Origin of the sequence: Rhodococcus daqingensis (genome assembly GCF_042665615.1) — a bacterium.
GTDB lineage: Bacteria > Actinomycetota > Actinomycetes > Mycobacteriales > Mycobacteriaceae > Rhodococcus_G > Rhodococcus_G daqingensis.
Map to the genome: position 1 here is coordinate 362,314 of NZ_JBHTCS010000017.1, position 24,338 is coordinate 386,651.

The window sequence follows — 24,338 nt, forward strand, 5'->3', positions numbered from 1 at the left end:
CTAAATTTTTAGTCAGTGTGATGATCGCCTCATGACAGATTCGTCACACCAACACACGATCACCGACAGCGCCGCATCCACCACCTGGCGCATGCCGGCCGAATGGGCGCCCCATGAGCGGTGCCTCATGGCATGGCCCACCCGCGAAAGCCTTTGGGGCCCATACTTCGAGGAGGCAAAAGCCGAGTACGCCGCGACCGCGAACGCGATCAGCGCGTTCGAGCCCGTACTCATGATCACCAACCCCGGCCAGGCCGATGAGGTCCGCGCCGCATGCGGCAGCGCGGTCGAGGTGGTGGAGCTGGCGATCGACGATTCCTGGATCCGGGACTCCGGTCCGCTGGTCGTGCTCGACCAGGCGGGGCGTCGCTCGGCCGTCGACTTCGGTTTCAACTCCTGGGGTGAGCGATTCCTACCGTTCGACCAGGACGCCACGATCACCGCGCGGGTTCTGGAAACCCTTGGGATCGAGCGCATTCCATCGGACATGATCCTCGAGGGCGGCGCGATCACCGTCGACGGGGAAGGCACCCTGATCACGACCGAGCAGTGCCTGCTCAATCCCAACCGCAACCCGTCGATGTCGAGGGAGGACATCGAGAACGAGCTCAAGACGCGACTCGGTGTCTCGAAAGTGATCTGGCTCCCCTACGGCGGCTACGACGACGCCCACACCGACGGCCACGTCGACGGCGTCTGCACGTATGTGCGTCCCGGCGTCGTGATCGCGCAGACCTGCGAGGATCCCGAGCTGCCCGACTTCGAGCGGATGGCCGCGAACCTCAAGGTCCTGCGGGAGTCGACCGACGCGGCGGGACGGCCCTTCGAGATCCTCGAGCTGCCCCAGTTCCCCTACCAGACGCTCCCCGACGGCACGGAGACGATGGTGGCCTACGCCAACTTCTACGTCGCCAACGGCGGCGTGATCGTGCCCATCGCCGGGCACGAACTCGACGACCAGGCCCTGGCAACGCTGCGCGTGGCATTTCCCGACCGAGAAGTGGTCGGTGTGCCCGGCAACATCGTCGCGTACGGCGGCGGTGGCGTCCACTGCATCACCCAGCAGATCCCGGCGGCCCATCTCACCCAGGAGGAGAACCTGTGAATACGCATGATGCTGCCGCTCCCGCTGGCGTGATCGGCCAGGTCGTCGAGGACGGCGAGTTCGTGGTGATCACGTCCGTCGACTCGGTGCTGCCCTCACCGGCCCGCGACCGGCCGGCCACCCGGGTACCGGTCCGCGTCGGCGCGGTGCAGACCTCCTGGCACCTCGACCCGGACGAGCACCGAGCCGTCCTGGCAGCGGGTGTCGCGCGGGCCGCCGACCTGGGCGCACAGGTGGTGTGCCTGCAGGAGCTGACCCTGAGCCCGTATTTCGCGACGGTGCCCGACAACACCGACGCCGCGAACCACAGCGAGTCGATCCCCGACGGGCCGACGACCTCCTTCGCGCGGGAACTCGCTGCCCGGCACGGCATCTGCGTGCACGCCTCGCTCTACGAGCGCAGCGACAGCGGGAAGGGCTTCAACACCGCAATCCTGGTCGCACCCGACGGTGAGGTGCTCGCGCGGACCCGCAAGCTACACATTCCCGCCTTTCCCGGGTACCACGAGGACCACTACTTCGACTCGGATGACAGCGGTTTCCCGGTCATCGCGGCCGCGGGCACCACCTTCGGCTTCCCGACCTGCTGGGATCAGTGGTTCCCCGAACTGGCGCGCGTGTACTCGATGCGCGGGGCCGAGATCCTCGTCTACCCGACGGCGATCGGCAGCGACCCCGAGCTGACGGAATTCGACACCCAGCCGATGTGGCATCAGATGATCTCGGGCAACGGCCTGGCCAATGCCACCTTCATGGTTGCCGTCAACCGGATCGGCCATGAGGACGGGATCACGTTCTACGGATCCTCGTTCATCTCCGATCCCTATGGGCGCACCATCGTGCAGGCTCCGCGGGACCGGGACAGTGTCCTCGTCGCGGACCTCGATCTGGACCAGCGGCGGGACTGGCTCACCTTCGGCCTGTTCGACACCCGCCAACCCGCCAGCTACGGCGAACTCACCACCGAGTCGCCCGCGGCCTCGGTTTAACCCCCCGCCCGTGCCCGGCGGCCGCCTGCGGCACCGAGACAGGTCCATCACTTCCGAGGAGTCGAGGATGCGCATCAACAAGCTACAACTCGCGGCGGCCGCCGCATGCACGACTGTCGTTCTGGCGGGATGCGGAGGACGAACTGAGACCGCCTCCGCACCAGTCAGCAACGAAGAGTTTCTGAGTTTTCCCACCATGACAAACGCAGCCACCGGTCCCGCGGACAGCGCGACCTGGGCGCTGTATCGCGATCCGACATCGGTGGATCCGGCCACCGCGATCGACTACCCGGAGAACACGGTCATCTCGACGATGTGCGAATCCCTCCTCCGGCAGCAGCCGGATGGCGCCATCACACCGGGCCTGGCCAGTGACTATCGCTACACCTCGCCGACCACGCTCGTACTCACGGTGCGCTCCGGTGTTCGCTTCTGGGACGGTCAGCCGCTCACGGCTGCCGATGTGGCGTTCAGTCTGCAACGCACCATGGATCCGCAGACCGGCGGCCTCTATGGCGACGTCCTCAAGCGGATCAGCTCGATCACTGTCGACGGACCCGAGACCGTCACCCTCAATCTGAGCAGCCCCGACTACTGGCTACCGGGCGAACTCTCGGCGATGCCGGGCGTCGTCATCCAGGAAAAGTATGCCCGCGACCGAGGCCGCGACTACGGAACCCCCGATGGCGGCGCCATGTGTACGGGTCCGTACAAGCTGGCCGAATGGACCGCGGGCGGGGCCCTGAAGGTCGCGGCGAACCCCGACTACTGGGACGCGTCGCTGAAGCCGATGACCGGCGAGATCGATTTCCGCGGAGTGTCCGACGCCGCCACGCTGACCAGGGGTCTGTCGACCGGTGAGATCAGCGGCTCGTGGCTCAACGACACCTCCACGTTGGCGCAACTGGAACGCACGGACAACGTCACCGTGCACCGCGGGCCGTCCTTCGAGACCGAGTTCTTCATCCCCGCCAACCTCACCGGCGTGCTCGGCGATCCCCGTGTGCGGCAGGCATTGTCGCTCGCGTTCGATCGAATCAGCTTCGACGGCGCCGTCTACGGGGGCAACGCGGTCGGCCCGCGGATGTCCGCCAATCCGGGAACGTGGGGATACGCCAGGGACACGTTCGCCGCGGCGTGGAACGCCGCTCCGGAGCCGGCACAGAACCTCGAGAGGGCCAAGCAGCTCATCACCGAGGCCGGCGCGGCGGGCAAGCCACTGGTCATCGGCACCTCCACCGGCATCACCACGGTGAACACCGCGTCCAACGCCTGGCTGGAGGCGGCAAACGCGATCGGGCTCAACGCAAGCCTGTACAACGTTTCTCCGCAGAACTACATCAACTTCTTCACGGATCCTGAAGCGCGCGCCAACGTCGATGCGTTCAGCACCACGACATACGGCGACTATGCCGATCCCGCGGCGATGATTGCCCTGTACACCGAGCCCACCGGATCCCAGAACTTCTCCGGGTACAGCAATCCGGCGCTGTCCGCCGCCCTGGACCGTGCCCGCACCGAGCCGGATCCGGTTCGACGGGCCGAGGCGACGATCGAAGCCGACAAGTTGGTCATGCAGGACCTGCCCTGGATCCCCATGTCGCACCCCGCCTCGTTCCTGGTTCTCGACAAGAAGCTGACCGGCGCGCCGTCGTCCTTCGCCTACATGCAGGCACCGTGGTTGGCCAAGATCGGACAGGTGAACTGACATGCGTAACTTCATTCTTCGGCGCGGCGCCCTCCTGCTCGCCACCCTGTTCGCGGCCAGCATCGCGATCTACGTGGCGATGTATCTCGCGCCGGGCGACCCCATCGCAACACTGACGGGTGGGCGGCAGGTCACACCTGAGGTGCGGGCGCTGCTGACTGCTCGGTACCACCTCGACGACCCTCTGCCCGTGCGCTATTGGTACTGGCTGACCTCGGCTTTCCATGGAGATCTCGGGTATTCCATCGCCAGCAGGGAAGACGTGTCGACCCTGATCACGCAGCGCGCACCGACGACGATCGCACTGGTCGTCTACGCGTCGGTCATCATTGCCGTGATCGGGATCGGCATCGGCATCCTCAGCGCACTCAAGCCCGGTGTCGTCGACACCACCGCCCTGCTGGTGACCACCGTGCTCGCCGCGATTCCGTCGTTCGTCGCCGCGCTCATCCTGATCAGTGTCTTCGCGGTACGGCTGGGCTGGTTCCCGGCGCTGGGGGAAGGGGAAGGATTCTCCGACCAGCTCTGGCATCTCACCCTCCCCGCCATCGCGCTGGCCTGCTCGTCACTCGCGCTCGTCGCTCGCATCACCCGTGCGTCCGTGCGTGACGAGTCCAAACGCGAGCACGTCCAGACCGCGATCAGTCGCGGGTTGCCGGCCGGAGTCGTGTTGCGCCGTCACATCCTCCGCAACGCCGCCATCCCCATCACGACCGCCACCGGCCTCACGATCGCCTCGCTCGTCGTGCTGGTGTCGATCGTGGAACAGGCATTCAACCTCAACGGTTTGGGGTCCACGTTGGTCAGCGCCGCACAGAACAAGGATTTCGCAGTGGTCCAGGCTATCTCTCTTCTGATGGTGGTGGCGTTCGTGCTCATCAACACCATCGTCGACTTCCTCTACGCGCTGCTCGACCCGCGCGTCAGCCTCGGGACGGCGGCGGCATGATGACGACCGCGACCGGGCACGCCCCCATCACCGGCGTCGTTGACACGCCCACCCGCAGTCGGAGGATTCGGGGCCTGCAGGGAGTGGGGTGGCTGGGATACGCAAGCGCGGCGATCATCGTTCTTGCGGCACTGATCGCCGTGTTCGGTCCGCTCCTCGCGCCGTACCCGCCGAACCAGAGCGATCTCGCCAACGCATTCGTCGGCGCCAGCCCAGCCCACCCACTGGGTTTCGACTCCCAGGGCCGCGACCTGCTGTCCCGATTACTGGTCGGAGCGCGCTCATCGATGCTCGGCGCCCTCATCGTCATCGTGCTGGCGATGACCGCCGGAACAGTGCTCGCCGTGCTCGCGGCCTGGCGAAAGGGATGGCTCGACAGCGTCATCTCCTCCGGTTCGGACCTGGTCTTCGCCTTCCCCGGCCTGCTCCTCGCGGTGCTTGCTGCGGCGGTGTTCGGCCCCAGCCAGTGGTCGGCCGCCCTCTCACTCGCGGTCGCGTTCACCCCGTACGTCGCCAGGATCGTCCGAGGAGCGGCGCTGCGCGAACGATCGATGCCGTACATCGAGGCACTCGAGGTCCAGGGCAGCTCCGCCTGGTCGATCTGCACCCGGCACATCGTTCCCAACATCGCCCCCATGCTCGTCGCCCAGGCGACCATTCTGTTCGGCTGGGCCGCACTGGATCTGGCCGCGATCTCCTTCCTCGGCCTCGGCGTTCAGCCACCGCAGGCGGACTGGGGCGTGATGGCGGCTGAAGGTCAAACCGGTGTGCTGCAAGGCTTCCCCGCCGAATCCATGGCCGCCGGCACCGCCCTCGTACTCGTCATCGTCGCGTTCAACGTCCTCGGCGAGCGACTCAACGACCGACAGGCCAAGGAGCACTCATGACGAAAGCGCTACCCATGACCGAACCGAACCCGAACACCTCGTCATCACCGACACCCGGCCCGCCGCTGGTGGCCGTGCGGGACCTGAACCTGACGCTCGACGTCGCCGGCCAGAAGCGGCTGGTGCTCCGCGACGTCTCGCTGACGATCCAGAGGGGCGAGGCACTGGCGCTCGTCGGTGAATCCGGCGCCGGCAAGTCCATGACGGCACGGACGATCGCCCGGCTGCTGCCGGATCGGGCGACCACGACGGGCTCCATCCACTTCGAGGGCCGCGAAATGCTCGGTCTCCGTGGCGAACCGCTGCGCCGGGCCCGCAGTGGTATGTCGGTCATATTCCAGGACCCACGCGCGTACATCAATCCCGTCCGGCGCATCGGAGACTTCCTCACCGAACAGCTCCGAACCGTCGCCCACGTCGATCGTCACGAGGCGACCCGGCGCGCCCAGAAGATGCTGTCGGAGGTCGGCATCACCGACACCGCCCGCAGAATGCGCCAGTATCCCGGCGACCTGTCCGGGGGCATGCTGCAGCGGGTCATGATCGCCTCAGCCCTGCTGAGCGACCCGAAGCTGATCCTCGCCGACGAGCCCACCACCGCGCTGGATGTCACCACGCAGTCGGAGGTGATGGCGATCCTCGACGAGCTGCGCCACGACGCCGGCGTCGCATTGCTGTTCATCACCCACGATCTGGACCTCGCAGCCGCGGTATGCGACCGCACCGCGGTCATGTACGCCGGACAGATAGTGGAGGCCCAGGAGTCCACGGGACTGCACCACCGTCCGCGGCACCCCTACACCGCGGCCCTCGCCGCCGCCCGTCCGGACCTGGAACGGCCCCTGCCGCGGCTCGCCTCGATCCCCGGCCGCCCCGTCGGTGCATGGGAGGCCGCCGAGACGTGCGCGTTCTCGGATCGATGCCCGCACCGCCAACCGCGCTGCACCGAATCGGGGGCGCTGCCCCTGACCCACGACTCCGACCACGCGGTGCGCTGCCTTCGCGCCGACGAACTCGGACCACTGCTGCAAGGGGAATCCCAATGACAGATCCGGTCCTGACCGTGACCCACCTGAGCAAGACCTTCGGTACGTTCGCGGCAGTCGACGATGTCTCGTTCACGTTGGCGGCCGGGTCCTCGCTCGGCATCGTCGGCGAATCGGGATCCGGCAAGACGACCGTCGCGCGCATGATCATCGGCCTCGAGGAGCCGACCGCCGGCACCATCGTCTGCTGCGGCAACGACCGCTCACGGCCGTCCCGCGCGACCGACGCCAGACGCACACGTGCGCGCGAGGCCCAGATCGTGTTCCAGGACCCGTACACGAGCCTCGACCCGTACCAGACCGTGCACCAGACACTCACCGAGGCGGTGCGGCTGCACGACGCCCACGCGAGCACCCCCTACCCCGAACGGGTGCAGGCTCTCGCCGACATGGTCTCGCTCGACGCCCGACTGCTCGCCTCCATGCCCGGCCACCTGTCGGGCGGCCAGCGGCAGCGCGTCGCGATCGCGCGGGCGCTCGCAGCCGACCCCCGGGTGCTCGTACTCGACGAAGCCGTTGCGGCTCTGGACGTATCGATCCAGGCCCAGATTCTGAACCTGCTCGCCGACATCCGAGACGCGACGGGCATTTCGTACGTGTTCATCACGCACGATCTGGCCGTCGTCCGGCAGGTCACCGAACACAGCATCGTGATGCAGGGCGGGCGAATCGTCGAGAGCGGCCGAACGGACGACCTGCTACGCGATCCCCGGCATCCCTACACCCGTGCGCTGCTCGACAGCGTCCCCCGCCCCGGATGGACACCACGACGGCGGGCCGCACCCGCCGAGGAACCGGTTGCCTAGCGGCTCCGGACCCGCCACCGACCCGACAGGCCTCGGCCGCGGACCTCCGGACCGGCGACCCACCTCGCCGAATCATCCGAAACCACCGAATCATCAACACATTTCACACGAAGGAGTCTCCACAATGGGTTCGTCCGCCACCGAGTTGAACCAGATCGTTGCCGTCGCAGGCCTGGCGTCCGCCGTCCTGGCGGTCGCCAGCGGCGTCGCAGGTGTCGCCCTGCTCTCCGCGGGGTAGGACTCGCTCTCGACGGGACAGGTCCCTCGCCCCACCGCCGAGACGGGCATCCCGTCGGGCCGGGCGCGACGCGCACGCCCGACGGGATGTACCGGCCATGCGGACGGATCGATCCCAACATCCCCGGCCGGCGGGATCCCAGCAAAACCTTGACTGAAGTTTTAGTCAGAATTATGGTTCAGGCTCCCGGGTCGACCTGTCATCCACGGGCCGGCCGGGAACGAGCGGGTCGCCGACCCGCGACGCGCTCCCGAACGGATTCACGGGCGGGCGCGCACAGCAGACAGGACGCGAGGAGTGGTGCAATGCAACGGCGTAAGTTCATCCAGTCGGGTGTCACGGCGGTCGGCGGGTTCCTGCTGGCGGCGAACAGCGGCTCGCCCCAGTCCTTCTTCGGAAGCAGCGGCGGCCGCGGCCAAGCCGACCACGACGGGAGAACGTGGTCGATGCCTGAGGAAGGTGATCGGCACAGCCGGACCTGGATGGCATTCGGGGCCGCCGCGCACTACGGCGACGTGCTGCCCGAGGCCCAACGCAATCTGGCGGCGATCGCGCGGGCGATCGCCCGGTTCGAGCCGGTGTCGATGTTGGTCCGACCCGATGAGATCGACCTGGCCCGCGGCCTGATCGCCGGCGCCAACGTGGAACTCGTCCCCGCAGCGCTGGACGACTTGTGGATGCGCGATACCGGGCCGGTGTTCGTCAAGGGCAACGGTGCCCGTGCCGGTGTCGATTTCAACTTCAACGGCTGGGGCAACAAGCAAGAGCACCGTCGAGATGCCGAGGTGGCGCAGGTGGTCACCGGGCGAGCGGGTGTCGAAACCCTGCGCACCGAGCTCGTGCTCGAGGGTGGCGGTATCGAGGTCGACGGGCAGGGCACGGCCATCATCACCGAGAGTTGCGTGCTCAACAACAACCGCAATCCGGGTTGGAGCAAGAAGGATGTCGAGGCCGAACTCGAGTACCTGCTCGGGCTGAAGAAGATCATCTGGCTGCCGGGCATCGCCGGTCAGGACATCACCGACGGCCACACCGACTTCTACGCCCGCTTCGCCCGCCCCGGCGTGGTCGTGGCAGGCCTGGACACCGACCCGACTTCCTACGATCACGACGTCACCCGACGCCACCTCGAGATCCTCAAGGGCGCGACCGACCTGCAGGGCCGAGCCCTGCAGGTCGAGGTGCTCACGGCGCCGACCCGGGTTCGGCCCGAATTCAAGTCCAAGGATTTTGCGGCGGGCTACATCAACTTCTATGTCTGCAACGGCGCGGTCATCGCCCCGGAATTCGGTGACCCCGAGGCAGATTCGGCCGCCCGGTCCACTCTCGAGCGCCTGTTCCCCGACCGTCAGGTCGTCCAGCTCAACATCGACGCCATCGCCTGGGCCGGAGGTGGAATTCACTGCACCACCCAGCAAGAGCCCGCGCAGTAGAGACTGTCTGGGAACTGCAACAGCGCCTGACCGCCTGAGGCGCTTCGCCGCCCGACCGCCTGAGGCGGTCGGGCGGCGAAGCCGCCTGCTACACCGACGGCTGGTGCTGCGTGATGCAGTGGATGCCACCGCCGCGGGCGAAGATCTCGCGCGCGTCGACGGCCACCACCTCCCGACCGGGGTAGGCATCTGCGAGGATGCCGCGGGCCTCGGCGTCGTTCGGGTCGTCGAAGCTGCATGCGATCACGCCGCCGTTGACGACGAGGTGATTGATGTAGCTGTAGTCGACCCACCCCTCGTCGTCGCGCAGCGTGACGGGCGCCGGCACCTCGACGATCGTCCACGGCGTCCCGGACGCGTCGGTACCACCCGACAGCACCGCGAGGATCTCCTTCGTCACCGCGTGGTCGGGGTGCGCCGGATCCCGCTGCGTGTGCACGAGCACGACGCCGGGAGACGGGATCGCGGCGACGATGTCGACATGCCCCTTGGTGCCGAACTTCTCGGCGTCCCGAGTCAGCCCGCGCGGCAACCAGATCACGTGCTCGGCGCCGATGGTGCGCCGGAGTTCCGCCTCCACCGCCGCCTTGTCGAGACCGGGGTTCCGCAGCGGGTCGAGTTGGACGGTCTCGGTGACGAGCACGGTGCCGCAGCCGTCCACCTGGATGCCGCCGCCCTCGTTGACGAGGGTCGACGTGACGCGCTGGGCGCCGGACCACTCCCCCACCGCGGCGCCGATCTCGGCGTCCTTGCCCCACGTGGCCCAGTCCTGCTGCCCCCACCCGTTGAAGACCCAGTCGACGGCACCGAGCCGGCCGTCGTCGCCGAGGACGAAGGTCGGGCCGATGTCGCGCATCCACGCGTCGTCGAGCGGTGCCTCCACGACGTCGATCTCGGCGGACAGGTACCGGCGGACGACATCTCGATCGGCCGGGTCGACGACCATGGTCACCGGCTCGAAGCCCGCGACCGCGTGCGCGACGTTCGCCCACGCGACCCGAGCCGCGTGGGCGTCCTCGACGGTCGCGCTGATCGAGGCACCCACCGGCGGGAACGCCATCCAGACGCGGTCCTGCGGCGCGGTTTCGCTGGGCATCCGCCAGGTCATCGCGAGACCGTCACGTCGGCCGGACGACCGTACGGATGCGCGTGGTCGACGTCGTCCGTGAGCCGGTCGTAGGTGTCGGGGCGGCGGGTGGTGAGGAACGGGAAGAGGTCGAGCCAGTCCTTGCGCTGTTCGAGGTCGAGGTCGGCGACCAGCACGGTCTGCTCGTCGCGCGACGCCGACACCAGCACCCGGCCATAGGGGTCGGAGATGAACGACGACCCGTAGAAGTGCACGCCGCCCTCGTCGCCGCAGCGGTTGGGGACCACCATGAACGTGCCGTTGGTGATGCCGTGCCCGACGATCACGTGCTGCCAGAGGGGCTGGGTATCGAAGCCCGGGAAGCTCGGCTCCGAGCCGATCGCGGTCGGGTACACGAGGATCTCGGCGCCGCCGAGCGAGTACATGCGGGCAACCTCGGGGAACCACTCGTCCCAGCACGTCGGCAGTCCGATTGCGGCACCGTTCAGCTCGGCGGGACGGTGGACCGGATAGGCGTCGTCGGCCGGACCGCCGCGGAAGTAGGTGTCCTCGTAGTAGCCGGCGCTGACGGGGATGTGCAGCTTACGGGTGCGCGCCAGCAGTTCGCCGTCGGGCGAGACGAGGATCGCGGTGTTGAAGCCGAGCCCGTCCGGCGCGTCGGCGCGCTCGTAAAGCGAGGCGTGCACGCAGACACCGTGCGCGCGGGCAGCATTCGCCGCGAACGTGAACGTCGGCCCGGTCAGGAGGTCCTCGGCGGTCTCCCCCGGGGTTCCGGTCGCGCGGACGTCGGCCGGGTACTTCGACAGCGTCAGTTCGGGCAGGAACACCACGGTCGCGCCGAGTTCCGCGGCCTGGCCGACCGCGGCGGTGAGGTCGGCACGCAACGCGTCCGGGTCGGCGTTCCACCGGTGCTGGACCAGTCCGACGCGCAGCGGCGGGCGGACAGGCTCGGTGGACCGGGCGGGAGACGCGGGCGGTGTCAGGGCGGTGCGGGTGGTGAAGCTCATCATTGTTCCTTCGAGATTCTGGATGGTGTTGACGGAATGGTGGTTTCGGCAGGTATCACGACATCGATCGCGCCGAGCACGTGGGACCGTGCGTCCTCGGTGGAGATCTCCTGGCACAGCCAGCGACCGGACAGTCCCTCGACGAGCGCGGTCATGGTGACCGCCACCCGGTGCGGGTCGATCGATGGGGAGATCTCCCCCGCCAGCTGGGCCTGCGACACCGCGTCGGCGATGTCGTCGACCCACGCGGCGGTGGTGCGGGCGAGCGGCTCACGGAGCCGTTCCTCGTGGACCGCGGAGGCGCGGAGTTCGTTCCAGGCGAGCGAGTTCTCGATCACCTCGGGCCGGTCCTGGATCTCCCCGAGCAGCGAGTGCACGAGCCGGCCTCGGGCCGAGTCGGTGGACCGGTTGCCCTCGCTGCGATATCCACGGGCCCGGTCGTTGATGTAGTTCAGGGCGGCGTCGAGGAGGCCGTCACGGTCCTTGAAGTGGTAGTAGAGCAGTCCGGACGAGACGCCCGCGACCTCGGCGACGTCGTTCACGCGCAACCCCCCGACCCCGTGTTGGGCAATCGCCGTCGCACTCGTCCGCAGAATCGCATCGCGCCGCTTGCTCATCGAATTCACTCCTGTCGAATCGTGTCGTGTGGTCGTGTCATTGCGGGCTCAGGCGCGGATCACCTCCGTCGACGGGGTCCACCCGCTCGGGCCACAGGCGCAGGGCCAGCAGGTAGCCGACCACCGCGATCAGCGACGATCCGACGAGGCTGACGTCGATGCCGTTCGCCAGGTGGGCGAGCGGCCCCGTGTAGAGGGAGGTCTCGACGGCGAGAAGGCCGAAGAGCGATCCGGCCGCCCAGGGGATCACGGCCCGCAGGTTCCAGCCACCGGTGAACCAGTACCGGCCGCCGCGGCGTCCCTCGTTGAACACCTGCAGATCCGCCGGGTCGTAGCGGCCCTTGCGGGCGACGAGGAAGCCGGCCACGTTGATCGCCACCCACGGTGCGGCGAAGCCGTTGAGCACCAGCGTCATCGCGGTGATGGAGTCGACGGCGTCGACGACGAACACCCCGACATAGAGCAGCAGCACCGCCAGCGCCGACGTGATCAGCGTGGTGTGCACGCGGCGCAGTCGCGGGATGAGCGCCTCGAGGTCGAGTCCGCTGGCGTAGACGTTGAGCACGCCTTGGCCGAGTCCGCCCGCCAACGCGATGAGCACGATGGGCAGCACGTACCAGCCCGGCGCTTCGGTGACCAGGTCGACGACATAGGAATCGCCGAGGGTGGTGAACGTGGACGCGGTGAACGACCCGAACGCCGCGGTGACGAAGAGTCCGAAGAAGATGCCGCCCATCGTGGCCGCGACGATCGAGCGGTCGCTGAACCGAGTGCGCGAGATGCGCCGGCTGTAATCGCCGAGGGTCGGTGCGTAGGAGAGCGGACCGCCGACGGCGAGAACGACACAGAGGATCCAGGTGGGCCAGAAGCTGCCGAGGAGGTAGTCCCCGCCGCCGGCACCGGGATCGAATCGGCCGCCGAACGCGACCACCCCGAGCAGGAGCAGCACTCCGACCACGGGCAGCACGAACTTCTGAAGGGCCACCACGGTGCCGTGCCCGAACAGCGCGACAACGACGATCTCGGCGGCGATGATGCCGTAGCCGAGTGCGAGCATGCCGTCATCGACGGGCGTGCCCAGCAGGCGGTGGGCGGCAGCGATGAGCGCGTCCCCCGACGTCCACACCGCGATCGCGGCGTAGGCGAGCGCGAAGAGCAGGGTCAGCCCGGAGCCGACCATCCGCCCGCTCACACCGAAGTGTGCGCCGCTGGAAACGGTGTTGTTGGTGCCCGTTCGCGGCCCGAGCAGCGACATCGGCGCGATGAGCACGGTGCCGAGCCCGATGCCGACGGCGCTCGCCGTCACCGCACTCACCCAGCTGAGGCCGAACGAGATCGGGAGCCAGCCGAACACGATCACCGAGAACGCGAGGTTGCCGCCGAAGAACACCGCGAGCATGTTCAGCGGCCGCGAATCGCGTTCGGACTCGGGGATGAACTCGACGCCGACGGCCTCGACCTGACCGAACCGGTTCTCGGGCGGCGGTTGGTGTGGTGGGGCCGTGCGCACGGGCACGGGAGTGTCGTTGGTGATCACGCGGGATCCTCCGTTTTCGATCTGTGGAGGTGACTGCCATCACATCCTTCGCGGCCCACCGTAGCCCTAACTGAAAATTCAGTCTAGATCTGATCGCAAATTCGTCGCGAGGACACTGGACAGATCTTGACTGAATTTTCAGTCATGGTTACGGTGAGGTGGTCAGACGGTCGTGTCGTCGCACAGCGGCACGGCTGCGCAGTCCGCGGGGGCACCGACCCGCGCGGCGCGCCGTGAACCGACTCGAGCGCGTACGACATCAGGAGACGAAATGGGTAAGGGCCGACTCGCACAGGTGGGCGATGCGCTCGCCGCCCTGCTGCTCGGAGATTCCGGCAACAGCGAGGACGACGGGCGTCGTTGGTCGATGCCGGACGAAGGTGATCGACACAAGCGCACCTGGATGGCATTCGGTGCCAGCGAAGAGGTCTGGGGTAGGCATCTGCTGTCGCAGGTCCGTCACGACCTGGCGCGCATCGCGCGGACGATCGCCCAATTCGAACCCGTCTCCATGCTGGTGCGGCCACACGAGATCGATCTCGCCCGCCACCTGGTCGGCGGCGCGGACGTCGAGTTGATCGAGGCCCCGCTCGACGATCTGTGGATGCGCGACACCGGGCCGGTGTTCGTCAAAGGCGAGGGCACGAGGGCAGGCGTCGATTTCAACTTCAACGGCTGGGGCGGAAAACAGAAGTGCCGCCGCGACCGCGGCGTGGCCGACGTCGTCACCCGCCACGCGGGCGTGGAGTCACTGCCGACCGATCTGGTGCTCGAGGGAGGAGGCATCGAGATCGACGGTCATGGCACGGCCATCATCACCGAGAGTTGTGTGCTCAACAACAACCGCAACCGGGGCTGGAAGAAGAAGGACGTCGAGGAGGAACTGGAGTACCTCCTGGGCCTCGAGAAGATCATCTGGCTGCCCGGCATTTCGGGCTTCGACATCACCGATGGTCACACCGATTTCTACGCCCGCTTCGCTCGACCCGGCGTGGTCGTGGCCGGTCTGGACACCGACCCGAACTCGTTCGACTACGGGGTCACCCACACCCACCTGGAGATCCTGCGCTCGGAAACAGACGCGCGCGGAAGGGCCCTCCAGGTCGAGGTGATCGAGGGCCCGACGCACGTCCGGCCGACGTACGACGACGAGGACTTCGCGGCGGGCTACATCAACTTCTATGTCTGCAACGGCGCCGTCATCGCCCCGGAATTCGGTGACCTCGAAGCAGATTCGGCCGCGAGGGCCACGCTGGGACGCCTGTTCCCCGACCGCCAGGTGGTACAGATCAACATCGACGGCATCGCCGCCGGTGGTGGTGGCATCCACTGCACCACCCAGCAGGAACCCGAGGCCTAGATGCACTTCCTCACGAACCCCGATCCCCGCGACGGCGACCACGCCGGCCGAGGGCGTCGCCTGCTCCGACGGCGTCGTGGTCACCGGAGAGGCACTGCAGAAGCTGATCGACGAGGGCCTTTCCGCGCACGCCACCGCCAAGCAGCAGGAGGCACTCGTCAAGACCATCAAGACCATCGTTCCCGACGACGCCGCCGCCACCGTCTCGATCGAGTCGCTGAAGGAAGCGGTCGCCACCGGGGCCCAGGCGGCGAACGGCGACGCCCCGGCCGCGCTCGTCGACGCCCAGCCCGCGACCGGCAACGCCCCGGCCGCGACCGGCGATGCCGTGCCGCAGGCCTGCTAGCGGTACGCGGGCCACGCCGGGGGTTGTCCGTGAAACCCCCGGCACACGGGACTGAAGGTCACACGGGCGCGAAGCGCATACTCAGTTCATGTGCCGCTTGTTCGGGATGACCAGCGCACCGACCCGGGTCAGGGCCACGTTCTGGCTGCTCGACGCCGCCGACAGCCTGGCCGTTCAGAGCCGACGCGAACCCGACGGCACCGGCCTCGGCACCTTCACCGCCGACGGCGAACCGCTCGTGGAGAAGCAACCGCTGCCGGCCTACGCGGACGCGAGCTTCGCGACGGAGGCGAGGGAACGCGAATCCGCGACCTTCGTCGCCCACATCCGGCACGCCTCCACCGGCGGGCTCGCGATGGTCAACACCCACCCGTTCAGCCACAACGGCCGCATCTTCGCGCACAACGGCGTGATCGAGGACCTGCCCCGGTTGGAGGAGGAGCTCGGGCCGTACCGATCGGCGGTCGCGGGCGATACCGACTCCGAGCGCTTTTTCGCGCTGATCACCAAGCATGTCGACGGCCACGGCGGCGACGTCACCGCAGGCATCACCGAGGCCGCCCGCTGGGTCGCCGAGCACCTGCCGATCTTCGCCATCAACATCGTGCTGACCACCCCGACGGAGCTGTGGGCGCTGCGCTACCCCGACACCCACCAGCTCATGGTGCTCGACCGCGCGCCGGACACCGGCAGGCACCTCGAACACGCCAGCCCGGCGGGCACCGTCCGGGTCCGGTCGGGCGAACTGGCCTCGGCGCCTGCGGTTGTGGTGGCCAGCGAGCGGATGGACGAAAACCCCGCATGGCGGTCTCTCGCGTCCGGCGAATTGCTGCACGTCGACGCGGGGCTCAACATCGACACCGCCGTGATCCTCGACCACCCGCCGACGCTTCCGCTCACGCTGGCCGACCTCGACGCCACCGCGGCCGCGTCGCAGTCGAGCCGCTGACAGCGGGCTCAGCCCAGCGCCGCGACGATCTCCGCCGCGACGGCGTGCACCGCGCCGATCCGGCCCGCCTCCTCGAGATGCCGGTCGTCGACACCCGAGATCGCGTCGGCCGCGATGAGCACCCGCAGGTCGCGCTCGCTCGCGTCGACGACGGTGGCGCGTGGACAGTTCGGGTAGTTGCAGCCCGCCACCACCACGGTGTCGACGCCGCGCTCGCGCAGGTGCGACTCGAGCTCGGTCCGGTGGAACGCGCTCCACCGCGGCTTGAACAGCACGACCTCGGTCGGCGAGACCTGCTGCAGCCCGCCGCGCAGGAGCAGGTCCGGGTCGAGGTCCGGGGCGCCGAACTCGGGCACGATCTGCGATCCAGCGGTGCCCGGGCTCGCCATCCGCGCGCCCGCCGCGATGGCCGACCGCCGGACGAGGTCGACGTCGTCGCCCGCGTAGAGCCGCACGATGTGCACGATCGGTCGCCCCGCGGACCGGTAGGCCTCGAGTAGCCGCGTGATCGCCGGCAGCACCTGTGTGGTGCCGGCGATCGGGCTCGATCCGCCGTCGACGAAGTCGCGCTGGGTATCGACCACGAGCAGGGCGGAGGTGGCCAGATGCGGGGCGATCCAGGGGTCGAGATGCTCCTCGAGAGTGCTCACACAGTCACCGTATCGACCCATGGGCGGGGCACGGCGGGGCTAGCATCGATTCATGGAGCTTGACGAGCTGCTGGCAACCATGCCGTTCGCGGTGAAGTCGGGAGTCGAGCTGGTCTCCGCGACCCCGGGCGAGGTGGTCGGCAGGCTGGCGTGGAGCGAGGACCTCACCACCGCGGACCACATCATGCACGGCGGCGCGTTGACCACCCTCGCGGACAGCGTCGGCGCCGTGTCCGCGTTCCTCAACATCCCATCGGGCGCCGCGCGGGTGACGACGGCCTCGAACGCGGTGTTCGCACGGCAGGTGCGCCGCGGTGTGGTCACCGCCGCCGCCCGCCCGCTGCACGTCGGCCGTAAGACGGTGCTGGTCTCGATCGACCTCACCGACGACGACGGCAGGCTCGTCTCACAGGTGACGCAGTCGCACGCCGTCGTCGGCGACGCCGGCTTCTGAGCCGGCGCCGCCGACGCTGTTACGAGACGGCGACCTCGACCGGCGACCCCGCATCGGAGGGGACGCTGGTACGGATGAGGTGGTCGAACGCGCCGAGCGCTGCCGTCGCGCCCGCTCCGGCGGCGACGATGATCTGCTTGTACGGAGCGGTCGTGCAGTCGCCCGCCGCGAACACACCGGGAACGGACGTCCGCCCGTGGTCGTCGACGACGATCTCGCCACGCGGGGTGAGATCGACCGTGCCGGAGAGCCATTCCGTGTTGGGGAGCAGCCCGATCTGCACGAAGACGCCGTCCAGGTCGACGGTGTGCGACGCGTCGGTCGTGCGGTCCGTGTAGGCCAGACCGGTGACCTTGGCGCCGTCGCCGAGGACCTCGGTCGACAGGGTGCTGAGCAGGATGTCGACGTTGGGCAGGCTGCGGAGCTTGCGCTGCAGGACGTCGTCGGCGCGCAGCTGCGAGTCGAACTCGACCAGCGTGACGTGCGCGACGATGCCCGCGAGGTCGATCGCCGCCTCGACGCCGGAGTTGCCGCCGCCGATCACCGCGACGCGCTTGCCCTTGAAGAGCGGTCCGTCGCAGTGCGGGCAGTAGGTGACGCCCTTGTTGCGGTACTCGTTCTCGCCGGGGACGTTCATGGCCCGCCACCGCGCGCCGGTGGACAGGATCACGGACTTCGACAGGAGTCGGGCGCCGGACGCGAGCTCGACCTCGACGAGGCCGCCCTCGACCTCGGCAGGCGTCAGCTTCGCGGCGTTCTGCACGTTCATGATGTCGACGTCGTACTGGCGCACGTGGTTCTCGAGCTCGGCGGCGAACTTCGGGCCCTCGGTGTAGGGGACGGACGCAAAGTTCTCGATGCCCATCGTGTCGAGCACCTGGCCACCGAAACGCTCGGACACGACGCCGGTGCGAATTCCCTTGCGGGCGGCGTAGATCGCGGCGGTCGCGCCTGCGGGTCCGCCGCCGACGACGAGGACGTCGAAGGGGTCCTTCTCCGAGATCGCGGTGGCGGTGCGCTCGGCGGCACCGGTGTCGAGCTTGCCGACGATCTGTTCCAGGTTCATGCGGCCCGACCCGAACGGTTCGCCGTTGAGGAACACGGTGGGCACGGCCATGATGCCGCGAGCGTCGACCTCGTCCTGGAACAGCGAGCCCTCGATCGCGATGTGCTTGACGTGCGGATTGAGGACGGCCATGACGTTCAGTGCCTGCACGACGTCGGGGCAGTTCTGGCAGGACAGGGAGAAGTAGGTCTCGAAGTAGAAGTCGCCTTCGAGGTCGCGCACCTGGGCGAGCAGTGCCGCGTCCTCCTTGGACGGGTGGCCGCCGACCTGCAGCAGGGCGAGGACGAGGGAGGTGAACTCGTGGCCGAGGGGGATGCCGGCGAACTGGACCTCGATGTCGGTGCCGACGCGGCGGATCGCGAAGGACGGCCGACGCGGGTCGTCGCCGGTACGGGAGTGGCTGACCAGGTCCGACATGCCGGCGATCTCGTCAAGGAGCGCGCCGAGTTCCGCGGACTTCGGGCCGTCGTCGAGGGTGGACACCAGCTCGATCGGCTGGATCACCTTCTCGAGCAGCGTCTTCAACTGGCTTGCGAGTGAGGCTTCGAGCATGAGGGTCTACTCCGAATGTTGGCAGAACGGTGACCTGAAGAAACGGGAGTCGGCGAACTTCTCAGCTCGAGCCGAGGCGCGGATGAGCCGCACGAGGGGACGGTGCCGGTGGCACGGGGCGTGAGCACCGTGCCACCGGTGTGGACAACCGTCGACGAATCAGATCTTGCCGACGAGCTCCAGCGACGGGGCGAGGGTGTCGTCGCCCTCTTCCCACTTCGCCGGGCAGACCTCGCCCGGGTGCGAGCGCACGTACTGGGCGGCCTTGACCTTGCGGACCAGCTCGGAGGCGTTGCGGCCGATGCCCTCGGCGGTGACCTCGGTGAACTGGATGACGCCGTCCGGGTCGACCAGGAAGGTGCCGCGGTCGGCCAGGCCCTGGTTCTCGCGGAGCACCTCGAAGTCGGTGCTGATCTGCAGGGTCGGGTCGCCGATCATCGCGTACCTGATCTTGCCGATGGTGTCGGACGATGCGTGCCACGCCTTGTGCGTGAAGTGGGTGTCCGTGGAGACCGAGAAGACCTCTACGCCCAGGCCCTGCAGCTCCGCGTAGTGATCCGCGAGGTCACCGAGCTCGGTCGGGCAGACGAAGGTGAAGTCGGCCGGGTAGAAGTAGAAGACGGCCCACTTGCCCTTGATGTCCTCGTCGGAAACGCTAACGAAGGCACCATCTTTGAAGGCCTCGGCGGAGAAGGGCTTGATCTTCTTGTTGATCAGCGACATGCATGCCTCATTCGTGAAACGGTGTGTTGGTATGTCCGTTTTCGACCCTAACGACCACTGATTGATCAGACTAATCAAAGATAGTTCGAAAACTGATAGCGGACAGCTATAAGAGCTGGATCCCACCTGCGGAAGCGCCCGCCCTCGACCCAAATGTGAGCAATACCACAGCCGTAGGTCGTCCCCGCGGTGGAGCGACCCAGTCGCAACGCGCCCACTTACCGGCCCGATCCCGGCTACCGTTGCACGATGTCGCGCTTGCTCGACGCCTACCGGGCCACCGGGGCCGACCTGCCGTTCGGCGATCCCCTGGCCGCCCACGGCGTCGCCATGGAGGGCTACTTCTGGCGGTTCACCCAGCCGGAGTCGAGCCGGGTCGTGATCGCGCTGTGCGGGGTCAACCGGGCCGCCGACGGCAGCTGGGCCACCCTGGGCCTGGCCGCGCATCCGGGCGGTTTCCTGCGGACCGCCGCGCATCCGGTCGCGGTCGCCGACCGACACCGGCTCGGCGCCGCCGCCGGGGAGGCGTTCCGCGGCGAGCCGGGACGGCTGCGGGTGGACCTCGGCCCCGACGCCGGGCTCGACGTGCGGATCACGGATCCACAGCCCTGGCCGCGCCGGATAGTCGGCGGTTCGAGTGTCTTCCAGACGATCCCGGCACTCAACCAGTACTGGCACCCGTGGCTGCTCGGCGGCCGCGCCGAGGGCACCGCGATGCTCGACGGCAATGAGTGGGACCTCACCGGAGCCCAGGTGTACGCCGAGAAGAACTGGGGCCGAGGAGGTTTCCCCGAATCCTGGTGGTGGGGCCAGGCGCAGGGCTTCGCGGAACCGCGGGCGTGCGTCGCCTTCGCGGGCGGCAAGGTCAGCGCCGGACCGCTGCGCACCGAGGTCACCGCCGTCGTGGTCCTGCTGCCGGACGGACGGCTGCTCCGGCTCGGCGACCCGGTGATCTCCCCGGTGCGGGCGCAGGTCACCGACGAGCACTGGACGCTCCGCGGCCGGAGCCCGCGCTGGAGCGTGGACATCGAGGGCCACGGGGCACTCGGCGACGCGCACGTGCTGCCGGTCCCGCTGCCCGCCGAGCGCCGGAACGTCCCGGGCGCGCTGGAGCACCTCGGCGCCCGGATGTCGGTGACGGTCCGCAGGGGGCACCGGACGGTCTGGTCCGGCGAGTCGCCCGTGGCGGCGCTGGAGCACGGCGGGCTGGCCCGCGCCCGGGCCGAGGCGGACCGGCGGGGCGCGGCGCCGGACGCCACGGACGCCCCGCCGTGCGCCGGGTGACCGGCGGTGGCGTGCAGGCCCCGAGCAGACCGGTGCCGAAGATGGCGGCCGCGCCCGCGCCACGGGAGAAGGCGCGACGGTCGTTCCGGACAATGGAGGAGCTTACTGGGAGACGACCCTTCGAATGGAGGTGAGTGGATCGGAGTAGAGGGCGCTGAGCGAAACGACGCCGGCCGCGAACTCCTGGACCCGGTTGCCGAAACCGGTGATCCGGATGTCCCTGCGGGCCAGGCTCGACGTACGCGCGAACGCCTCGGCGACGTGCGGGATGCCCGCGGGGTACTCGGTGAAGGCCTGGCCGCCGAGAATCACCCGGTCCGGGTTGAACAGGTCACGCAACATCGCAACCGTGCGGCCGAGCACCCGGGCCCGCTCGACCAGGAGTTCGTGCGCGGCAATGGATCCTGAGGCCGCCGCCCGGTAGACGGCGGCGATAGCGGGCCGTTCGTCGGTCTCGGTGAGGATGCCTGCCTCCCTGGCCGCCGCGATGGTGGCGCGATCGCTGACCGTGGCCTCGAGGCAGCCGCGGGCACCGCACGAGCACAGCGCCGAGGAACCGGTGAACAGGTGCACGATCGAACCCGGACCGGACGACGGCGTGTGCACCCGGCCGTCGATGGTGACGGCGACACCCGCCGTCTCGCGGGCGTAGAAATAGAGGCTGGTCCCGTCGGTCCCGTCGTCGCCGGGGCGCTGCGGGGCCAGCAGCAGCTCCGAGGCCGCCATCGCCTCGACGTGCGCGGCGACCGACACCGGCAGTCCCAGTCCCTCGCCGATGATCGATCCGACGGGGGCGTCGAGCCAGCCGAGCCGCGGGTGGTCGACCCGTCCGGTGGTCGCGTCCACTCGCCCACCGAGCGCCACGCCGACCCACAGGGGCCGTCGTCGATGCCATCGCGAGGCGAACATCTTTGCACTGCGCGCGATCTGGGACAGCGCCTCGTTCTGCGGGAGAGCCGGTGTCGCGACCTCGACTGCACCGAGGACCTTGCCGCGGATGTCGCTGGCGACGATCCCGGTGACCACCGCACCGATGTGGATACCGATGGTGAGGTAGGGCTCGTGGTTGACCTCGAACGGAACCCGGGGGCGACCCACCGCACCCGAGGCGGTGAGATCCGCGCGTTCCCGGAGCAGTCCCTCGGCCAGCAGCGCCGAGACCTGGCGGTTCACCGTGGCCGTGGACAGGCCGGTGGTCTTGGCGGCGATGTCGCGGGCTATCGGCCCTCGGGCGCAGGCCACCCGGAACACCGCGGCGGCGGGGGTGTCGGCCACCCGCAGTTCCGGCGGGACGATCTGGGCGCGGGTGGGAGGACGGACGATCGGCCGGATGAGGGTGGCCGCGGACGACAAAGTGGTGATGGACACGCGAGTTCCTTGCGCTTCGTCCCGAACGGGACAGACCTACACGGTGTGGGCGAGCGCTGACCAGGTCAAACGACGCGGCATCAACCGCCGGGTCCACCCATGAGGGCGTCCGGGGTCAGGCGTCGACGTACGAGGAAGTGGCAGCGCGGACTAGCGACAGATACCGCGGGGGGAACAACAGAGTTCCCGCGCCAGTGGCAGGCGTGAACCCAGTGCGGCGGTCACATAGGTGACCCGCAACGGGTGAGGCCGGCCGGAGTTCATGGCGCCAAGCTAACACCTCGCCGAATTCTCCACCAGCCGAGGGGAAATACCCGCCGGCGGCGAGGCAGCTCCGCTGCCCGTGCGCGGTTGACGAGTCCAGGGACCCGTCAACCGCGCACGGGCGCCGCAGGCGCCTAGGCTGAGGCCATGACCATTTCGCCTGATGAAAACGTCGCCGTCGTCACCGGCGCCAGCTCCGGAATCGGGGAGGCCACCGCGCGAACCCTCGCCGCGCAGGGCTATCACGTGGTTGTCGGCGCGCGCCGGATCGACCGCCTGGAGAAGCTGGCACAGGACATCGGTGGCACCGCGCTCGAGCTCGACGTCACCGACGAGGACTCGGTGGACGCCTTCGCCGCCGTGCTGCCGCGGGTCGACGTCCTGGTCAACAATGCCGGCGGCGCCAAGGGGCTGGCCCCGGTGCTCGAGGCGGACCTGGACGACTGGCGCTGGATGTGGGAGACCAACGTCCTCGGCACCCTGCGGATCACCAAGGCGCTGCTGCCGAAGCTGATCGATTCCGGCGACGGCCTCATCGTCACCATCACGTCCGTCGCCGCGTTCGAGGCCTACGACAACGGGTCCGGCTACACCTCCGCCAAGCACGCACAGGCGGTCCTGCATCGGACGCTGCGCGGCGAACTGCTCGGCAAGCCGGTGCGGCTCACCGAGATCGCCCCCGGCGCGGTGGAGACCGAGTTCTCCCTGGTCCGCTTCCACGGCGACGCGGACCGCGCGAAGAAGGTCTACGAGGGCATCACCCCGCTGGTCGCCGCGGACGTGGCCGAGGTGATCGGGTTCGTCGCGTCCCGCCCCTCGCACGTGAACCTCGACCAGATCATCATCAAACCCCGCGATCAGGCCAGCCCCGGACGCTTCTCGCGGACCTAGCCGTGCGGCACGCGCTGACCGCGGGCCCCCTGCTCGACGAGCGTGGCCGGCTCGCCGAGGCGGGCTGGGCGACGTCGGAGGTCCGCGGATACGACCGGCACGCCGTCGCCGCGTCCCGGTTCCGGATCAAGGAATGGGACTACTACTGCGTGCTCACGCAGGACGTCGGTCTCGCGTTGACGATCGCGGACAACGGCTACCTGGGCCTGCTCGGGGTGTCGTGGCTCGACTTCGGGGCACGCGCGGAGGTGACCGAGAACGTGATGCTGCCCTTCCCGATGGGCTCGATGGGACTGCCCGCCAGCGCCGACTCCGGCGATGTGACGGCAGCCCACAAGGGCATGCGGATCTCGTTCCGGCATACCGATGGTGGCCGGTCCCTCCGGATCGATCACCCGGGGTTCGACGGAGGTCGTGGCCTGAGCGGCGAACTCGTGCTGGCACAACCGGCGAGGGATCGAATGGTCGTGGCGACGCCGTTCCCCAAGGCCCCCAAGGCCTTCTATTACAACCAGAAGATCAACTGCCTGCCCGCGAGCGGCGAGATCGTGGTCGGCGGGCGACCGTTCGCCTTCGACCCGACGTCGGCGTTCGGCGTGTTCGACTGGGGCCGCGGGGTCTGGACCTACGACAACACCTGGTACTGGGGCTCGGCGTCCGGGCTCGTCAACGGAAAGCCGTTCGGGTTCAACATCGGTCACGGTTTCGGCGACACCTCCGCTGCCACCGAGAACATGGTGTTCGTCGACGGTCGCGCGCACAAGCTGGACGAGGTCACCTTCCACCTCCCGGACGGCACCTTCGACGGCGCGCCGTGGTCCTTCACCAGCAACGACGGCCGGTTCGAGATGACCTTCGAGCCGATCCTGGACCGTGCGGCCAGCATCGACCTCGTGGTGCTCCGCTCGATCCAGCACCAGGTGTTCGGGCGGTTCAGCGGTCACGTCATCCTCGACGACGGCGGCCGGATCGAGGTCGTGGACCTGCTCGGCTTCGCGGAAGAGGTCCGCAACCGCTGGTGA

The 24,338-nt window shown here is 68.6% G+C and carries 23 protein-coding genes; 15 read left to right on the forward strand and 8 right to left on the reverse strand.

Features of this window, described 5'->3' with window-relative positions; genetic code table 11:
- The first annotated feature begins 91 nt into the window (after positions 1-91).
- The 8 genes from ACFQS9_RS15770 (at position 92) to ACFQS9_RS15805 (ending at position 9,161) form a co-directional block, all read left to right on the forward strand.
- Positions 92-1,105 (forward strand): agmatine deiminase family protein, encoded by a 1,014-nt coding sequence (locus tag ACFQS9_RS15770; protein ID WP_378406536.1) that lies wholly within the window; start codon positions 92-94, stop codon positions 1,103-1,105.
- A 68-nt stretch (positions 1,106-1,173) separates the two neighbouring features.
- Positions 1,174-2,094, forward strand: a complete 921-nt coding sequence (locus tag ACFQS9_RS15775; RefSeq protein ID WP_378406538.1) for a nitrilase-related carbon-nitrogen hydrolase — start codon at positions 1,174-1,176, stop codon at positions 2,092-2,094.
- A gap of 196 nt (positions 2,095-2,290) precedes the next feature.
- The gene (locus ACFQS9_RS15780; RefSeq protein ID WP_378406246.1) at positions 2,291-3,802 is read left to right on the forward strand and encodes an ABC transporter substrate-binding protein; all 1,512 of its coding nucleotides are present in this window, start codon (positions 2,291-2,293) and stop codon (positions 3,800-3,802) included.
- Position 3,803: 1 nt separating this feature from the next.
- Complete coding sequence (locus tag ACFQS9_RS15785) at positions 3,804-4,751, forward strand: ABC transporter permease (protein ID WP_378406248.1); 948 nt, start codon at positions 3,804-3,806, stop codon at positions 4,749-4,751.
- On the forward strand, positions 4,748-5,638 hold the full coding sequence (locus ACFQS9_RS15790; RefSeq protein ID WP_378406250.1) for an ABC transporter permease: 891 nt from the start codon (positions 4,748-4,750) through the stop codon (positions 5,636-5,638). The genes ACFQS9_RS15785 and ACFQS9_RS15790 overlap by 4 nt, the downstream gene beginning before the upstream one ends.
- Positions 5,635-6,684 carry an ABC transporter ATP-binding protein gene (locus ACFQS9_RS15795; protein WP_378406252.1) on the forward strand — a complete coding sequence of 350 codons (1,050 nt, stop codon included), beginning with the start codon at positions 5,635-5,637 and terminating at the stop codon, positions 6,682-6,684. Before ACFQS9_RS15790 ends, ACFQS9_RS15795 begins: the two co-directional genes overlap by 4 nt.
- The gene (locus tag ACFQS9_RS15800; protein WP_378406254.1) at positions 6,681-7,490 is read left to right on the forward strand and encodes an ABC transporter ATP-binding protein; all 810 of its coding nucleotides are present in this window, start codon (positions 6,681-6,683) and stop codon (positions 7,488-7,490) included. Before ACFQS9_RS15795 ends, ACFQS9_RS15800 begins: the two co-directional genes overlap by 4 nt.
- A gap of 543 nt (positions 7,491-8,033) precedes the next feature.
- Positions 8,034-9,161: an agmatine deiminase family protein gene (locus ACFQS9_RS15805; RefSeq protein ID WP_378406256.1), complete on the forward strand. Its 1,128-nt coding sequence runs from the start codon at positions 8,034-8,036 to the stop codon at positions 9,159-9,161.
- Positions 9,162-9,249: 88 nt separating this feature from the next.
- Here ACFQS9_RS15805 and ACFQS9_RS15810 read toward each other — a convergent pair whose 3' ends face one another.
- From ACFQS9_RS15810 to ACFQS9_RS15825, 4 genes are read right to left on the reverse strand one after another with little or no spacing between them, the layout of a single operon-like run.
- Positions 9,250-10,269 (reverse strand): agmatine deiminase family protein, encoded by a 1,020-nt coding sequence (locus ACFQS9_RS15810; RefSeq protein WP_378406258.1) that lies wholly within the window; start codon positions 10,267-10,269, stop codon positions 9,250-9,252.
- Complete coding sequence (locus tag ACFQS9_RS15815; RefSeq protein WP_378406260.1) at positions 10,266-11,255, reverse strand: nitrilase-related carbon-nitrogen hydrolase; 990 nt, start codon at positions 11,253-11,255, stop codon at positions 10,266-10,268. The genes ACFQS9_RS15810 and ACFQS9_RS15815 overlap by 4 nt, the downstream gene beginning before the upstream one ends.
- A complete protein-coding gene (locus tag ACFQS9_RS15820; RefSeq protein WP_378406262.1) occupies positions 11,255-11,872 on the reverse strand; it encodes a TetR/AcrR family transcriptional regulator in 618 nt (205 codons plus the stop codon). The genes ACFQS9_RS15815 and ACFQS9_RS15820 overlap by 1 nt, the downstream gene beginning before the upstream one ends.
- A 37-nt stretch (positions 11,873-11,909) precedes the next feature.
- On the reverse strand, positions 11,910-13,409 hold the full coding sequence (locus ACFQS9_RS15825) for a purine-cytosine permease family protein (protein ID WP_378406264.1): 1,500 nt from the start codon (positions 13,407-13,409) through the stop codon (positions 11,910-11,912).
- Positions 13,410-13,680: 271 nt separating this feature from the next.
- Here ACFQS9_RS15825 and ACFQS9_RS15830 point away from each other — a divergent pair, with 271 nt between their 5' ends.
- The 3 genes from ACFQS9_RS15830 (at position 13,681) to ACFQS9_RS15840 (ending at position 16,064) form a co-directional block, all read left to right on the forward strand.
- Positions 13,681-14,769, forward strand: coding sequence for an agmatine deiminase family protein (locus tag ACFQS9_RS15830; protein ID WP_378406266.1), 1,089 nt, complete (start codon positions 13,681-13,683; stop codon positions 14,767-14,769).
- Between the two features lie 76 nt (positions 14,770-14,845).
- Positions 14,846-15,115: a hypothetical protein gene (locus tag ACFQS9_RS15835; protein WP_378406268.1), complete on the forward strand. Its 270-nt coding sequence runs from the start codon at positions 14,846-14,848 to the stop codon at positions 15,113-15,115.
- 88 nt (positions 15,116-15,203) lie between these two features.
- Positions 15,204-16,064: a class II glutamine amidotransferase gene (locus ACFQS9_RS15840; protein ID WP_378406269.1), complete on the forward strand. Its 861-nt coding sequence runs from the start codon at positions 15,204-15,206 to the stop codon at positions 16,062-16,064.
- Positions 16,065-16,072: 8 nt separating this feature from the next.
- Here ACFQS9_RS15840 and ACFQS9_RS15845 read toward each other — a convergent pair whose 3' ends face one another.
- The gene (locus ACFQS9_RS15845) at positions 16,073-16,714 is read right to left on the reverse strand and encodes a cysteine hydrolase family protein (protein ID WP_378406271.1); all 642 of its coding nucleotides are present in this window, start codon (positions 16,712-16,714) and stop codon (positions 16,073-16,075) included.
- A gap of 52 nt (positions 16,715-16,766) precedes the next feature.
- Here ACFQS9_RS15845 and ACFQS9_RS15850 point away from each other — a divergent pair, with 52 nt between their 5' ends.
- Complete coding sequence (locus tag ACFQS9_RS15850) at positions 16,767-17,168, forward strand: PaaI family thioesterase (protein WP_378406273.1); 402 nt, start codon at positions 16,767-16,769, stop codon at positions 17,166-17,168.
- Positions 17,169-17,187: 19 nt separating this feature from the next.
- Here ACFQS9_RS15850 and ahpF read toward each other — a convergent pair whose 3' ends face one another.
- The gene (gene ahpF, locus ACFQS9_RS15855; RefSeq protein WP_378406275.1) at positions 17,188-18,786 is read right to left on the reverse strand and encodes an alkyl hydroperoxide reductase subunit F; all 1,599 of its coding nucleotides are present in this window, start codon (positions 18,784-18,786) and stop codon (positions 17,188-17,190) included.
- A gap of 159 nt (positions 18,787-18,945) precedes the next feature.
- Positions 18,946-19,509, reverse strand: coding sequence for an alkyl hydroperoxide reductase subunit C (ahpC, locus tag ACFQS9_RS15860; RefSeq protein WP_378406277.1), 564 nt, complete (start codon positions 19,507-19,509; stop codon positions 18,946-18,948).
- A 249-nt stretch (positions 19,510-19,758) separates the two neighbouring features.
- Here ahpC and ACFQS9_RS15865 point away from each other — a divergent pair, with 249 nt between their 5' ends.
- Complete coding sequence (locus ACFQS9_RS15865; protein ID WP_378406279.1) at positions 19,759-20,793, forward strand: tocopherol cyclase family protein; 1,035 nt, start codon at positions 19,759-19,761, stop codon at positions 20,791-20,793.
- A 102-nt stretch (positions 20,794-20,895) separates the two neighbouring features.
- Here the strand turns inward: ACFQS9_RS15865 and ACFQS9_RS15870 are convergent, their stop codons facing one another.
- The gene (locus tag ACFQS9_RS15870; protein ID WP_378406540.1) at positions 20,896-22,155 is read right to left on the reverse strand and encodes an ROK family transcriptional regulator; all 1,260 of its coding nucleotides are present in this window, start codon (positions 22,153-22,155) and stop codon (positions 20,896-20,898) included.
- Positions 22,156-22,572: 417 nt separating this feature from the next.
- Here ACFQS9_RS15870 and ACFQS9_RS15875 point away from each other — a divergent pair, with 417 nt between their 5' ends.
- Together ACFQS9_RS15875 and ACFQS9_RS15880 are read left to right on the forward strand one after the other, a co-directional pair.
- Positions 22,573-23,316, forward strand: a complete 744-nt coding sequence (locus ACFQS9_RS15875) for an SDR family NAD(P)-dependent oxidoreductase (RefSeq protein ID WP_378406281.1) — start codon at positions 22,573-22,575, stop codon at positions 23,314-23,316.
- Positions 23,317-23,318: 2 nt separating this feature from the next.
- A complete protein-coding gene (locus ACFQS9_RS15880) occupies positions 23,319-24,338 on the forward strand; it encodes a DUF2804 domain-containing protein (RefSeq protein WP_378406283.1) in 1,020 nt (339 codons plus the stop codon).

Excerpts from the sequence above, each read along its gene's own strand:
- ACFQS9_RS15770 (WP_378406536.1), top strand. The coding sequence starts at position 92 with ATGCCGGCCGAATGGGCGCCCCATGAGCGGTGCCTCATGGCATGGCCC.
- ACFQS9_RS15780 (WP_378406246.1), top strand. The coding sequence starts at position 2,291 with ATGACAAACGCAGCCACCGGTCCCGCGGACAGCGCGACCTGGGCGCTG.
- ACFQS9_RS15785 (WP_378406248.1), top strand. The coding sequence starts at position 3,804 with ATGCGTAACTTCATTCTTCGGCGCGGCGCCCTCCTGCTCGCCACCCTG.
- ACFQS9_RS15790 (WP_378406250.1), top strand. The coding sequence starts at position 4,748 with ATGATGACGACCGCGACCGGGCACGCCCCCATCACCGGCGTCGTTGAC.
- ACFQS9_RS15795 (WP_378406252.1), top strand. The coding sequence starts at position 5,635 with ATGACGAAAGCGCTACCCATGACCGAACCGAACCCGAACACCTCGTCA.
- ACFQS9_RS15800 (WP_378406254.1), top strand. The coding sequence starts at position 6,681 with ATGACAGATCCGGTCCTGACCGTGACCCACCTGAGCAAGACCTTCGGT.
- ACFQS9_RS15805 (WP_378406256.1), top strand. The coding sequence starts at position 8,034 with ATGCAACGGCGTAAGTTCATCCAGTCGGGTGTCACGGCGGTCGGCGGG.
- ACFQS9_RS15810 (WP_378406258.1), bottom strand. The coding sequence starts at position 10,269 with ATGACCTGGCGGATGCCCAGCGAAACCGCGCCGCAGGACCGCGTCTGG.
- ACFQS9_RS15815 (WP_378406260.1), bottom strand. The coding sequence starts at position 11,255 with ATGAGCTTCACCACCCGCACCGCCCTGACACCGCCCGCGTCTCCCGCC.
- ACFQS9_RS15820 (WP_378406262.1), bottom strand. The coding sequence starts at position 11,872 with ATGAGCAAGCGGCGCGATGCGATTCTGCGGACGAGTGCGACGGCGATT.
- ACFQS9_RS15830 (WP_378406266.1), top strand. The coding sequence starts at position 13,681 with ATGGGTAAGGGCCGACTCGCACAGGTGGGCGATGCGCTCGCCGCCCTG.
- ACFQS9_RS15840 (WP_378406269.1), top strand. The coding sequence starts at position 15,204 with ATGTGCCGCTTGTTCGGGATGACCAGCGCACCGACCCGGGTCAGGGCC.
- ACFQS9_RS15850 (WP_378406273.1), top strand. The coding sequence starts at position 16,767 with ATGGAGCTTGACGAGCTGCTGGCAACCATGCCGTTCGCGGTGAAGTCG.
- ahpF (WP_378406275.1), bottom strand. The coding sequence starts at position 18,786 with ATGCTCGAAGCCTCACTCGCAAGCCAGTTGAAGACGCTGCTCGAGAAG.
- ahpC (WP_378406277.1), bottom strand. The coding sequence starts at position 19,509 with ATGTCGCTGATCAACAAGAAGATCAAGCCCTTCTCCGCCGAGGCCTTC.
- ACFQS9_RS15865 (WP_378406279.1), top strand. The coding sequence starts at position 19,759 with ATGTCGCGCTTGCTCGACGCCTACCGGGCCACCGGGGCCGACCTGCCG.
- ACFQS9_RS15875 (WP_378406281.1), top strand. The coding sequence starts at position 22,573 with ATGACCATTTCGCCTGATGAAAACGTCGCCGTCGTCACCGGCGCCAGC.